This is a genomic window from Thermoanaerobacterium sp. RBIITD, from assembly GCF_900205865.1.
In the GTDB taxonomy this organism is placed as follows: domain Bacteria; phylum Bacillota; class Thermoanaerobacteria; order Thermoanaerobacterales; family Thermoanaerobacteraceae; genus Thermoanaerobacterium.
Map to the genome: position 1 here is coordinate 1,062,515 of NZ_LT906662.1, position 13,076 is coordinate 1,075,590.

The following is a 13,076-nucleotide window of genomic DNA, read 5'->3' on the forward strand; positions in this document are numbered from 1 at the left end:
TACCTCCTCATTGTTTACACCCTTATATAATGCAAATACCGTGCCAATTAATTGGCCGGTATTGTATTTTTTAATATTATTTCTTTTATTTGTGCCGTATTTTTGGCTTCTCTCAATGCTTTTACTATATTTTCATCTGTCAGCACTTTATATAAATCAAGCATATAATCTTTGGAATCTTCTTTCAAAGCAATCATAAATATTAAATCCGTTTCTAAATCCCCTTCCCAGAAGATAGGCTCTTTTAGTTTTGCGATTGCTATGGCAGGTTTTGTGACATATTTTGTATCACCATGTGGGATTGCTATACCACCTTTCATCCATGTGGCTCCCATTGACTCTCTTTTATATACACTTAGCATAAATCTTTCATCAACATAACCCTTTTCTTCAAGAAGAGTAACCAAATTATCGATTATATCACTTTTCACACTGACATCGATGTCACATAATATCAGATCTTCTGTTATTACATCTTTAAGTCTACTCTTAAGCTCTATATCCATACCTGCTATTTTTTTGAGTCTTTGTAGCCCTTCTCCATTCATTATCTCTTCTACTGGTATAAATGATACACTATCAATTTTTGGATCAATTGTTCCTACAAATGCTTGAATATTATTTTTGCCTCTTATCTTCTTTATTTCCTCATCTATTTCATTTTCATTAAATAGGCCTATCGGAATTATTTTTAATCTATTTCTTATACCAGGTATTTTGTCTTCTATATACTTTTTAATCTTGAGTGCCGTTCCTTCACCAGTTATGCAAATCGTCACAATAGCTTTTGGAAGCTTATTTGAGTCTTTTACACCCTCAACATGTCCAACGTATGTTTTATTTTCGTCAAGCTCACCGGCTATCTCATCAATAGTCGCATCCGGAATAATTGCTCTTCTTACGGCTTCTAAAACCATAACTGTGTCAACTCTTCCTATCGTCCTTGTCGGTATCCCCGTTCTTTTTGTGATTATTTCGCCAAAAGTTATAAGTGATCCCATATCGACAAGTATTACACAACCCTTACCTTCATCGACTTTTTTTACAACTTCTATAGTCCGCTCGAGTGCGTCTTCTGGGCTTTCATCTAGTGCCATCTCTATGCCATGTGCTATATTGACACCCAAAAGTTTATTTGCAACATCTGCCATGCCACAAGCTACATGGCCATGTGTTAATACTATAACAGCCACTCTTCCTTCACTTTTTTCTCTGCCGGTTGAAAATGTTCTTAAATACATTGCTACAAAACCAACCTCATCTTCTGTAAGCATTATATTAAGGTCTTGATTGATTCTATCTACCATTTGTTTTGCAACTGTATATTCCTTTGCATACTCTTTTTTTACATTATCAAGCTGAGGATTTATAATTGTCTTTCCGCTCTTTAGTCTTTCATATGCTGCACTTAAATGTATTGCAAGGGAATAAAAAAGATTGTCCTGAACATTTTTATAATTTTGTTTTGCAATATTAAATGCATCTTCTACAGCATACAAAATCTTTTCCCCGACAATTTCCCTTAATTCTTTTTTAGAGACTGAGATGTTTGATTTTGCATTATTTGCAAATCTTTTTAATTCTGTTTCTACTTGATTGCCGACTATCTTATATATATTATCCTTTGAAAGGCCTTGTTCTTTAAGCTCATTAAACCTGTCTTCTATAAATTGATATATCTCATCGGGAAGTATATATCTGTCTTCTTTCGGAAGAAGCTTATTTCTTTTATTGGGGTATACTACCATGTCTTTATCAACATATTTCTCTATATCCGGTTCCCTTTTGCTGACTTTAAGCAATCCCATTCTAACATGGTTCGGCAGATCTGATAAATTTATATTGATTGTATCTGTTTTACTATCGAGTGTATTTAAAAATCCCCTTGCACATGCAACTTGTATATCACTCCTCATCTGCCCAATGTTTCCAGGGCAATCGTATAACATTAATGCTCTTATTACATCAGACTTTATCCTTATAGACCTATTAATTCTGAAGGCTTCTTTAGTAAAGAAGAAATTTATTATGTCATACCTTTCAGAATATGGCCTTTCATTAATTGGGGGCAATTCTATAACCATCGGTATTCTTCTTCTAAATGTAAGAAGTAGGGATGATTCTGGATTTTCCGTTGTCGCGGCAATTAACATTATCTTAGCTTCTCTTGTGTTTTCTGTCTCACCAAGCCTTCTGAATTTTCCCTTATCGAGTAAATAAAATAAAATTTCCTGTCCCTCGCTCGGTAATCTGTGTACTTCATCGAGAAATAGTACGCCTCCATCGGCTTTTTCTACTAACCCGGGCTTAGTTGTATCAGCACCTGTGAAAGAGCCTTTATTGTATCCAAATAACTGTGCAATAAGAAGCTGAGGGTTATCCGCATAGTCTGCACAATTAAAGACAATAAAAGGGCTATCGCTTTTGAGCATGCCGGATTCTATCGCAAAATTATACATAGCTTCAGCAAGCTGGCTTTTGCCAACACCAGACGGTCCGAGTATCAATGTATGAAGACCATGTGGTGGATATAGTATTGCGGCTTTTGCCTGACTTATCTGTGCCTTTAAACTTCCATCATGTCCTATGATTTCTTTAAATGATAATCCATTTTCTTTGCTTGTTTCATTGTCTTCTTTCCTATCTTCACAATCAACAGGCTCATCATGTATCTTAACAATATCTACCGAGTTTAAAAGCTCTTTTTTTATTTGAGAAGCTACAAAGCGAGATATATCATATCCTAAATCATTTAACTCCTTAGTAAATTGTCTATCAGATATATTTCTATTTTTACTTAGAATCTTTTTAGCATCTTCATATAGATAGGGCTTTCTTCTCTCTCTTGAATCAGGTATATCATTTAAAAGCCTATATTGAGTAACATCTTCTCTATTTATTTTTAATATTGAAGCTATTTTCTCATCTGTAAGCGGATTTTTCTTATCTTCATTCTGAATAACCTTTACAATTTCATCCACCATCATACCATCCCCCATAAATATACATGCAAATTTTGTGCCATATTATGTGGTATGTTTTGTATATGTTATATAAATATTATATCATATTAATATATATATATACTTGATAGGCAAAAATCATTAACCGAAATTCTACTTGATAGTTCCCTGAATGGACCGTAATTAAAGAATGACAAAGGGTAGGTATTCCTTTCTAAAATTCTTCACGTTACTCAGAATGACATGAATGTCAATAACCCCGCCCCTTGACAACATCATTTGAAATACATGGCGTACATGAACTCCTCCTGGAATGCCGGCATACTTGATAGCTCTATATACTTTACCTTCTTCTTGATCAATGATGCTGTATTAAGCTCGTCATCTGAGAGAAGCGCCATAGATGCACCAGCTCCTGCAGCATTGCCTATCTGCTCTACTCTATCTTTCAGTTCTTTTGGTATAAGGCCTAATGTTGCAGCACCTTCAACGCTTATATAGTTTCCGAATCCACCTGCAAAGTAAACTTTTTTGATGTCATCTACATTTATGCCCATTTCTTTTATCAAAATCTTGATGCCGGCAAATATAGCACCTTTTGCAAGCTGTATCTGCCTTACATCCTTCTGTGTCACATATATGCCGTTTTCATTGTCAAGAAAAAATGCCGCTTCACCATTGTACTCGACAATTCTATCGAGCAAATCTTCATCAATCCCTTGTGGAATTTCTTCTTTATCGACTATTCTACCTGTCGCATCTATTATTCCATGTTTTACAAGCTCTGCTATAACATCGACAACACCGGAGCCACATATTCCTTTTGGCTTTGCATTACCTATTGTAGTAAATATTGGTCTCTTTGTCAGATCTACATGATCAATCGCACCTATAACACCGCCTATGCCAAATGTAATGCCTGCACCCTCAAATGCCGGGCCTGCCGCGGCCGAACACGCTACAAGCTTTTCCTTATTCCCAAGGACTATCTCGCCATTTGTACCAATATCAAGCAGTAGGCTAATCTCATCTTTTTCATACATGCGGCTTGATAGTATTGCGGCAACTGTATCTGCTCCGACATATGATGCAACCATCGGAAGTGTAATTATATAACCTTCGTGATTTATAATAACGCCAAGGTCACGTGCCTTAACTTCTATCTTTGAAGTAAACCCTGGTATATATGGAGCACTTGCAATATTTTTAGAAGGCTCATTTAATGCCAAGTGAATCATTGTCGTATTTCCAGCCAATGTTATTTCATATATATTTTCACTTGATATATTGTTTCTGTTGCAAAAATTATCGACAAGTTTATTTATCTCATCTATTATTACCTTATGAATTTTATAAAGCCCATCTTCTTCTGTTATTGTATAATTTATCCTTGATATTACATCGGCGCCAAATACTTTTTGAGGATTTAAAGCTGAATACACATCTAGCCTTTTTCCAGTTTTAAGGTCATATAAATATGCAGCAATTGTCGTTGTACCTATGTCAATAGCTATACCATATATTTTATCTATTGCATCCTCTTTTTCTATTGAGATTATCTCTTCACCGCGGGTAACTAATACAACATTGTAATTATAATTTTCTAAAATATCCGGAAGTTTATTTAAAAGTTTTAAGGGCATTTTTGCATTATGTCCTAATGCATCAATAACCCTTTCATAATCTCCTCTCTGGTCTTTTAGCGATGGTTTATCTAAATTTAAGAATTTCTTATTAATCCTAGGCTTTAAAAATTTTAAAGAAAGTTTTCTACCATCGTCTGTCAATATTACTGCACCATTGTTTGTATCAGGTACTATAACATTTAAATCCCTATCAACTTTTACAAAGCAGGCTAATCTCATGCCCGCTTCTATATCAATGTCTTTAAGATGATATCTTTCCGCTTCACTTATATCAGTATCTGTATCAACTACTACTTTGCATTTGCCACATGTACGTTGCCCACCACAGGCATTTTGTATATTTATTCCATTCTCTGTCAATGTTTTAAATAAATTTGTGCCGTCATCTACCGTTATTTCTCTATTTTGTCCTTCAAAACTAACTTTCACCTTATGTTTTGCCTTTTTTGTCCTATGACGATAAATACAATCTATCAAATCACATTCATCGCAGTCGTGGTCAACAAGTGATGTTTTGACGTTTTTGCCTATTCCATATACTATTGACGATGATTTTATTGGGTTCATCATGTAACTTTCATTTAGAGTCACACCGATTGATGATGCATCAAGATTCTTAAATATTATCGCTTGGTCTTTTATATTCCACCTGCTGTCGCCCGGGCATAAACGATGTGTAATTCCAAACCCCCTGCTCATTGCCTCATTCATAAGGTCTTGCCATAAACTTTTACTTAAATATTCAAGAGCCGTACTTGCAATTGTATCATATACCATACCCTTCATGTAGTCACCATCGCTGAAGGATTGTGATATCTTCTTGTCTAAAGCATCTCCAATCGTTGTAACAGCCATAATAATGTAATCCGCATCTTTTAAGTTTCTTATCACATAGTCACCTTTAAATACACTTCCATCAGGCAATATGACTTCTTTTTTGTTGTCATCATACTTTATATTAAATTCTTCATAGCAGATTTTGGGTTCTATCAGTTTATAAGATTCCTCAATGGATTCTTCTACTTCAGAAATAATATCTTCAGGAACATCCCCATCTTTGTATCCAAGATATTTTAATACTAAATCTTTATCTATCTTTATTGGATATGATTTGATTTTCATTTCGCGCCTCCAGTGTCAATGTAATTTCGGCTTGATACTATTTATTATAATATTGTTGATTGAATTTGTGTCGTGAACCATGTCCCTTTGTCACATCCTATAGGTTACAATATCTCTTACATGAGCATTTTGTAATGCTTCTATGACTGTCTTCATCTGTAGCATCGTTAAATTACTGCTCAAAAATCACCATTCTATTTATGTGATATATTATTATGAATTAAATTATAATTTATAAATGTTTGTTTTTCAACGTTATCAAATCAAAGAATTATTTTGTGATGTTTTATTTTCTTAAAGTTTTTGAGCAATCTTGGAAATCTTTATTGATTATTTCACTGAAAAGTGCTATTATTTTTATAAAAGTAGCACTTTGGTAATTAAGGAGGTAATCAAACTGGAGGAAATTACTCGTTTTGGAGTTTCGATGGAGGCAAACCTTCTTACACAATTTGACAAGCTAATTGAGAGAAAAAATTATAAAAACAGATCTGAGGCCATAAGGGACTTGATACGAGATTACATAGTAGAAAACCAATGGGAATCCGGCAATGTCGAAACTGTCGGTACAATTACATATGTGTATAGTCACGAAGTAAGGGAAATAAGCGATAAACTCATTGATATTCAGCACGGGCACCATAAAAATATTATCTCAAGCATGCATGTACATCTTGATGAGCACAACTGCCTCGAAGTAATGGTTGTTATAGGTACTCCCAACGATATATCAAAAATTGCGGATGAAATCATAAGTACAAAAGGCGTAAAGCACGGCAAGCTGACAATGACAACTACAGGAAAAAATTTATAAGGAGGAAAATATTTATGCACATTCCAGAAGGATATCTTAGCCCCGAGACATGTGCCGTCATGGGAGCGGCAATGGTACCAATTCTCGCAACTGCTACAAAAAAGGTCAATAAAACATTTGATAAGAAAGATATTCCGACTATGGCAATAGGTTCTGCATTTGCATTTACTGTAATGATGTTCAATGTGCCAATACCAGGTGGTACAACAGCACACGCAATAGGTGCAACACTTCTTGCTATTACATTAGGTCCATGGGGGGCAAGCATTTCACTTACAATTGCACTTTTGATACAGGCATTATTTTTTGGTGATGGAGGAATTTTAGCACTTGGTGCAAATAGCTTTAATATGGCATTTTTAGCCCCATTTGTAGGATATGGAATTTATAAGCTTTTGCTCAGGCTTAAAGCTAACAAGGTTATATCCTCTGCCATAGGAGCTTATGCCGGAATTAATGCAGCAGCACTTGCAACAGCAATAGAGCTGGGCATACAGCCTATACTATTTTACGCATCAAATGAGCGACCACTTTATTTTCCATATGGATTAAGCCAATCGATACCGGCAATAATGTTTGCACATATAACAATAGCTGGGCTCGTTGAGGCAGGTTTAACTGGATTTGTTGTATTTTATCTTATGAAAATCGGTGAAGGTAGCTTATTATATAGGCTTTCATATAGGTTAAGAGGTGATGTTAAATGAAAAAGCTATATATAGCGGCAGCAATAATAATACTGCTGACACCTATAGGGCTTATTGCTCCAGGTACTGCATGGGGTGAATGGGGACTTGATGAAATAAGAAATATGGTAGGATATATCCCAGAGGGTATGGGCCGTTTTTCAGAAGTTATCAAGGCAATTCTTCCAGATTACAGCATACCAGGCTTCAGCAATAACTTTTTGCAGTCTGCTGTGGGATATATTTTTTCAGCAGTCGTCGGCATCGGGACTATATTAATAATATTTTTTATACTCAGTAAAATAATGGGAAAAACTGAGGGAAAAAATGAGTAATTTTATAGAAAAAACGGTTTTAAGTATACAGAATACTTTTGAAGATATGTTTTTATCAGATACAATTGCAGATAAAAAGGGTGTAATGCAAACACTTGACCCAAGAATAAAGCTTATAACAACTATAGCTTTTATTATAATTGTAAACTTTGGTAAATCTATATCTTTTATGGCGGTAATGCTTGTCTACTCTCTTTTATTAGCTATATTATCAAGAATTCCCTTAAAAATGTATCTTTTTAGAGTATCGACAATATCCATAATATTCTCAGGTATTGTTTTGATACCATCCCTTTTCAATATTGTAAAGCCTGGTGAACCGCTTTTATTTTTGACCCGAAATATATACATAACAAGAGATGGCATATATAGCGCTATAATTTTCATAATGCGGTCTTTTATTTCATTATCTTTTGTATACATATTGATACTGTCTACAAAATGGGTAGAAATACTGAAAGCTCTGAGAGTATTTAGATTTCCAAAAATCTTTACTGCAACACTTGATATAGCTTTAAGGTATATCACTTTACTTTTGGAAATTTCATCAAATATGTTTTTAGCGAGAAAAAGCAGGAATATTGGAAAAAGTAACAGCAGTAACGGCAGGAAATTTGTCGCATCGTCAGTAGGCAATCTCTTAATAAGGTCTGAATCCTTAAGCAATGATGTATACAATGCGATGACTTCTCGTGGTTACATTGGTGAATACATAACTATAAATAAATTTAAAATAGGGCCATTTGATTATCTTTGGATAATTTTCAACATAGCATTTGTAATTTTAGCGTCACTTTTAAAAGGAGGCATACATTGGATATAGTATTTGAATTAAAAAACATCTATTATTCATATATAAAATCAATTCCCGCACTTGTAGATATAAATTTTGCTGTAAATAAGGGTGAAAAACTTTTTATCCTAGGTGCAAACGGCTCTGGTAAATCAACACTTCTTAAGTTTATGGACAATTTATTATCACCAGACAGTGGTGAAATTTTGGCATTTGGTAAATCAATTTTGGATATGAAAAACTATAATGAATATGAATTCAGAAGAAGAGTAGGTTTTGTATTCCAGGATTCTGATGTACAGCTATTTAATACTAATGTATTTGATGAAGTTGCTTTTGCACCACTACAGATGGGTTTAAAACCAAACGATGTGCAAAAATTAGTCAATGATACATTAAATTCATTCGGTTTAACAAAATTAAAAGATAGACCTCCACACAGATTGAGCGGCGGCGAAAAGAAAAAAGTCGCACTTGCATCTGTCATTGTCATGAATCCCGATGTTTTGCTTCTCGACGAACCTACAAACGGACTTGACCCAAGGTCAAGAAAGTGGCTTTTAAATAAACTAATTGAGCTTAATATGAGTAGTACAACATTGGTCATCGCAACACATGACTTAGATTTAGCAAGAAGCCTTGCAGATAGGGTAATAATAATGAATGAATCACACAGCATCGAAGCTATTGGGAATCCTTTAGAAATACTTGATAATCTTGATTTACTGTCAAAAGTAAATCTTATATGAAAGAGTGAGATCTCAAATAGTATATTTAAAAATACAAATTTCATGCTATTATTTTAAGTAACTCCTGATACAATAGTATCAGGATGATTTGTTTTGATTAACTTTTATTCAGTATATCTCTTACTATACGAAATAGACAATGTTTTAAGCATTATAATGACAAGAGCCATAAAAATAACTACAAATGAAAAACCTATAAAAACGCCAAATAGGTCGCTAAGTTTTCCAATAATAAAATTAGCTAACATATTTATGGATGAGCTTATTGTGACAATAACGCTTATTACAACACCTGTATTCTCTTTAAATTTCTTCATCGCTAAAGCTATTGTCGTAGGATATATTATTGAATAAAACAAACCTGCAATAGACAAGAGAAATGCTAAGTCTTGATTAATCATGCTTCCTGCAACAGATGCTAGTGCCATGAATGCGAAAATATAAATGCACCTAATATATCCTATTTTTTCTACTATAAACCCTCCAAATAATCTGCCAATAGTGAATGTGGCAAAGAACAATGAAAGATATAATGAACTCCTAATGCTGCTCATACCATATGCGCCCTTAAGGTATGTAACAGCCCAGCTTCCAATTCCCACCTCAGATGCAATATAAAATCCTAACATAATAGAAAATAAGATTACATATTTATTCTTCAATATTTCAAAATAGTTCGCTTTATCTTTATTTACATACCTAGCCACACCAGGAAACTTTGTGAATAACACTACGATTAATAACATAATAGTAATAAATGCACCTATAAGGTATATGTTCTGCCATGGAATTTTCAATTGAACAAGCCTTCCTACAGCATTTGGTGAAATTGTCGCACCTACTCCATAAAAAAAATGCAGAAGATTCATCATAAGTGCTTGATTTACAACAAATGTAATTGCTGCGGTCGCATTTATACCTATCTCTAGCATTCCTAAGCCAAAATTCATGATAAAAAAGAACGTGATAAATACGGGAAAAATAGTCGATATAAAATATCCCAATATACCAGCTATAATTGCTGCAAGACCACCCATGAGAGCAGTTTTGCTGCCATATTTATTTACAAATATCCCTCCGATAAATGATGCTATTATAAAGCCGAGATTCCCAATAAAAAGCAATAGGCCTATATCTGTATAATCAATATGGTAAAATATTTTTATAGGTGCTATTACCGGCCCCTTTATATTATCAATTATTCCAATAAGCATCATTAAAAGATAATTTAGTATGATAACAAATATTTGCATCAGTAACCTCCCACATTAAGACATCCTTATAAATTATATAGCATAAAAGAGAGGAATACAACGAAAAAACCATGGTATATAACCATGGCTTTTTTACATTTTCATAAATTTATCTATATCAATAACTTTATGTTTAAGCCTTGACTCTTCAGCTGCGCTATGTGCAAAACGCCAATATGCTATATTTTAGATTTAAATCAATTGGTCAGAAAGACACTTTACAAAATTTATATATAATTAAGCCCGTATGTCCAAACAAAATTGAGAGGAAGCACTTTATTTAAAAGTTCATTCTCTTTAACATCTTCTGTATCACAAAACATCAATTCAGTAAATTCTGAGGGATTTTGTTTATAACTTTTTACTAGATTAAGGAAATTATTATAATCATCATCTTTTAAATTTTCTTTAAGATATAAAGACATTTTCTCTAAAAATCTTTCTTTATTGATAATTTTTACAGTCCCTGGTAGACTTTCTTCTTTTGCATCAGATATGTTGAGAAGTCTAAAATCATCTTTAAAAAACCAAAATTCTAATTTATCAATATCATCATTTTTCATTATATACGATATTGCAGACATTACTCCATCTATATTTCCCACATACTCAATCATCTGCCCCTTTTTGTCATCAAGTCTCGAATATATTATATATGACACGGGAATATCATTCTTATATGCAATATATATCCTTTGTTCACCCATTATAACATTTGAAAAAGAAGCGGCTTTTAATAAATCTTCAAATTGCGTCAATGGCCTTACAAATCTTATTGGCTCATTCTCATATATTTTATGAATTATTCTAACGGAATCTTCGTTAATATCATCTATTTTTTTGATGTCATATCCGGAATCATTAAATTCACATTCTTTATTAAATGTCACGTGATACACCTTGCCAATCTTCTTATAGCCGTTATTTACATACAAGCCTCTGCCACCGGATATTATGCATATATCAATGTCATCATTGTCCATCTTATCTTCGCAGGCTTTAAGAAGCTTTGTCGCAAGACCATTACCTCTATACTCCGGATCTGTACAAACAGAGCCAAGACATGAAATTTTTAAATTGCATCCATAATAAATCATATCATAGTAATACATTGCCATCATTGAGGCAACGTTATTATTATCAAAAAAAGCCATTATATTTCCTGCATTATCCTTACTAAAAAGATGCGGAAACTCTAAATGCATTGTAGGCTTTCTACCAGCATTTATCCTAAAAACACTGTTAGACAAATTAATAGCACTGTTTAGCTCATTAAATTTTATCGTACGTGGACCTTCCATGTATTGCCATCCTTTCATATATAATAAGGAAATAGTTAAATTTCTAGTTTAATTAACAGGATATACATAAGCGTTTTGCTCTAATTGTTCATCGCTTATTTGGCCAATCAGCCAACCGGGACTTGTAGTTTCCGCAAAATAATATTTTGCTCCATCATATTCATAGTATGTTAAATTGTAATTGAGATCATGCGGAATATCACTATCAGTAAAAGCTATTCCTACTGCCATATGACCGGCTTGTTGTCCCTGCAGTGGAGAAAACATAAGCAGAGCCACTTTATAACCCATATTCTTTAAGATAGAAGCTAAAAGAATTGACTTGTCTTTGCAATCTCCGCCATCAACCAAAGTTTGTGCTGAGAGTTGAGGGATTGCTGTAATTTTATAGGGAATAGCACTTTCTACAAAGCTTTGTACAAATTCCGCAGTATGAAAACTATCATACCTATCTGTTTGCGCTTGCTGTAATAAATATTTTGCAAGATTTCCACTATAAGTGTAATTAGATTCTTCGCTAACCCAAGGAGTATAATTGCCATTTGCAAATTCTGAACAAGAAAGAACTAAAGTTTTAATTTCATCAGGCATGTATGAAAGCTGAAGTGATTGTTCTTCTCCATTACTATTATAAAACTTATTTATTTCTTCTGGTATTTTTCTATCCCACTCTAAAAGCTCAGAAGGTATTCCTACTTGCCAATTGTAAGTTTTATTATCATACTGCCAATTAAAATCTTTGCTTACTTTATTCACCGTAGTGTCATTAGATATTGAAGGAACCGTCATAGAATTATTTTCTAATGTATAAGGGTTATATGTACTGCTGCTTTTATTGTCACTGCTATTATTACTAGCACTTTTGTTATCATCTATTATTACAGTATTAGTTGATGGATCCCAGTTTATATTAATATTTAAAGCTTTAGAAATCCAATAAACAGGCAGCATTACCCGATCATTTATAATTTCTGGTTTTGTATCCATATCGACCGTGTTTCCATCTATATTTAAAATATTACTATTTATATACAATTTTATCGTTTTATTATTTTTAACCAAAGTTATAGTACCATTAGTATTATCATATACTATATTTTGAGGTTCTACTCCAACGGCATAAGCAATATAACGTAACGGCAAAAATGTTCTATCATCCTTTATATATGGCGCAACATCCATTGTATAAGTTTGCCCATTTATGCTGTATTCATTTTTCCCAATAGTAAATATTGCTGTGAAATTTGTTTCTGCCAAGGCTGAAGAAATATTAAATAAAATAAAACAAATGCAAACTATTGCTATTATCTTTTTCATTTTTACACCCCTTTTCTATATATATTTAAATGTATGCAAATCTCAAAAACCTTTCTTTAAGCAAATTTCAAGACATGAATTTTTACTTCACTTTTAA

The 13,076-nt window shown here is 33.3% G+C and carries 10 protein-coding genes; 5 read left to right on the forward strand and 5 right to left on the reverse strand.

The window, feature by feature from the left end:
* Positions 1–47 precede the first annotated feature (47 nt).
* On the reverse strand, positions 48–2,984 hold the full coding sequence (locus tag CPG45_RS04970; protein ID WP_096230901.1) for a sigma 54-interacting transcriptional regulator: 2,937 nt from the start codon (positions 2,982–2,984) through the stop codon (positions 48–50).
* A gap of 254 nt (positions 2,985–3,238) precedes the next feature.
* Positions 3,239–5,731, reverse strand: coding sequence for an ASKHA domain-containing protein (locus CPG45_RS04975; RefSeq protein WP_096230902.1), 2,493 nt, complete (start codon positions 5,729–5,731; stop codon positions 3,239–3,241).
* Positions 5,732–6,110: 379 nt separating this feature from the next.
* Between CPG45_RS04975 and nikR the strand changes: the two genes are divergently transcribed.
* From nikR to CPG45_RS05000, 5 genes are read left to right on the forward strand one after another with little or no spacing between them, the layout of a single operon-like run.
* Complete coding sequence (gene nikR, locus CPG45_RS04980) at positions 6,111–6,545, forward strand: nickel-responsive transcriptional regulator NikR (protein ID WP_255405169.1); 435 nt, start codon at positions 6,111–6,113, stop codon at positions 6,543–6,545.
* 14 nt (positions 6,546–6,559) lie between these two features.
* Entirely contained in the window at positions 6,560–7,252 is a 693-nt protein-coding gene (cbiM, locus tag CPG45_RS04985; RefSeq protein WP_096230903.1) for a cobalt transporter CbiM, read from the forward strand.
* A complete protein-coding gene (locus tag CPG45_RS04990; protein ID WP_096230904.1) occupies positions 7,249–7,566 on the forward strand; it encodes a PDGLE domain-containing protein in 318 nt (105 codons plus the stop codon). The genes cbiM and CPG45_RS04990 overlap by 4 nt, the downstream gene beginning before the upstream one ends.
* A complete protein-coding gene (gene cbiQ, locus CPG45_RS04995) occupies positions 7,559–8,389 on the forward strand; it encodes a cobalt ECF transporter T component CbiQ (RefSeq protein WP_096230905.1) in 831 nt (276 codons plus the stop codon). The genes CPG45_RS04990 and cbiQ overlap by 8 nt, the downstream gene beginning before the upstream one ends.
* On the forward strand, positions 8,380–9,108 hold the full coding sequence (locus CPG45_RS05000; RefSeq protein WP_096230906.1) for an energy-coupling factor ABC transporter ATP-binding protein: 729 nt from the start codon (positions 8,380–8,382) through the stop codon (positions 9,106–9,108). The genes cbiQ and CPG45_RS05000 overlap by 10 nt, the downstream gene beginning before the upstream one ends.
* Positions 9,109–9,212: 104 nt before the next feature.
* Here CPG45_RS05000 and CPG45_RS05005 read toward each other — a convergent pair whose 3' ends face one another.
* From CPG45_RS05005 to CPG45_RS05015, 3 genes are all read right to left on the reverse strand, one after another.
* Entirely contained in the window at positions 9,213–10,361 is a 1,149-nt protein-coding gene (locus tag CPG45_RS05005; RefSeq protein WP_096230907.1) for an MFS transporter, read from the reverse strand.
* Between the two features lie 227 nt (positions 10,362–10,588).
* Positions 10,589–11,662, reverse strand: coding sequence for a GNAT family N-acetyltransferase (locus CPG45_RS05010; RefSeq protein ID WP_157732335.1), 1,074 nt, complete (start codon positions 11,660–11,662; stop codon positions 10,589–10,591).
* Between the two features lie 48 nt (positions 11,663–11,710).
* Positions 11,711–12,979 (reverse strand): copper amine oxidase N-terminal domain-containing protein, encoded by a 1,269-nt coding sequence (locus CPG45_RS05015; RefSeq protein ID WP_096230909.1) that lies wholly within the window; start codon positions 12,977–12,979, stop codon positions 11,711–11,713.
* Between the last annotated feature and the right edge of the window lie 97 nt (positions 12,980–13,076).

What these genes read in the sequence shown, in the direction of transcription:
- CPG45_RS04970 (WP_096230901.1), bottom strand. Translation starts at nt 2,984, where the DNA reads ATGGTGGATGAAATTGTAAAGGTTATTCAGAATGAAGATAAGAAAAAT.
- CPG45_RS04975 (WP_096230902.1), bottom strand. Translation starts at nt 5,731, where the DNA reads ATGAAAATCAAATCATATCCAATAAAGATAGATAAAGATTTAGTATTA.
- cbiM (WP_096230903.1), top strand. Translation starts at nt 6,560, where the DNA reads ATGCACATTCCAGAAGGATATCTTAGCCCCGAGACATGTGCCGTCATG.
- CPG45_RS04990 (WP_096230904.1), top strand. Translation starts at nt 7,249, where the DNA reads ATGAAAAAGCTATATATAGCGGCAGCAATAATAATACTGCTGACACCT.
- cbiQ (WP_096230905.1), top strand. Translation starts at nt 7,559, where the DNA reads ATGAGTAATTTTATAGAAAAAACGGTTTTAAGTATACAGAATACTTTT.
- CPG45_RS05005 (WP_096230907.1), bottom strand. Translation starts at nt 10,361, where the DNA reads ATGCAAATATTTGTTATCATACTAAATTATCTTTTAATGATGCTTATT.
- CPG45_RS05010 (WP_157732335.1), bottom strand. Translation starts at nt 11,662, where the DNA reads ATGGAAGGTCCACGTACGATAAAATTTAATGAGCTAAACAGTGCTATT.
- CPG45_RS05015 (WP_096230909.1), bottom strand. Translation starts at nt 12,979, where the DNA reads ATGAAAAAGATAATAGCAATAGTTTGCATTTGTTTTATTTTATTTAAT.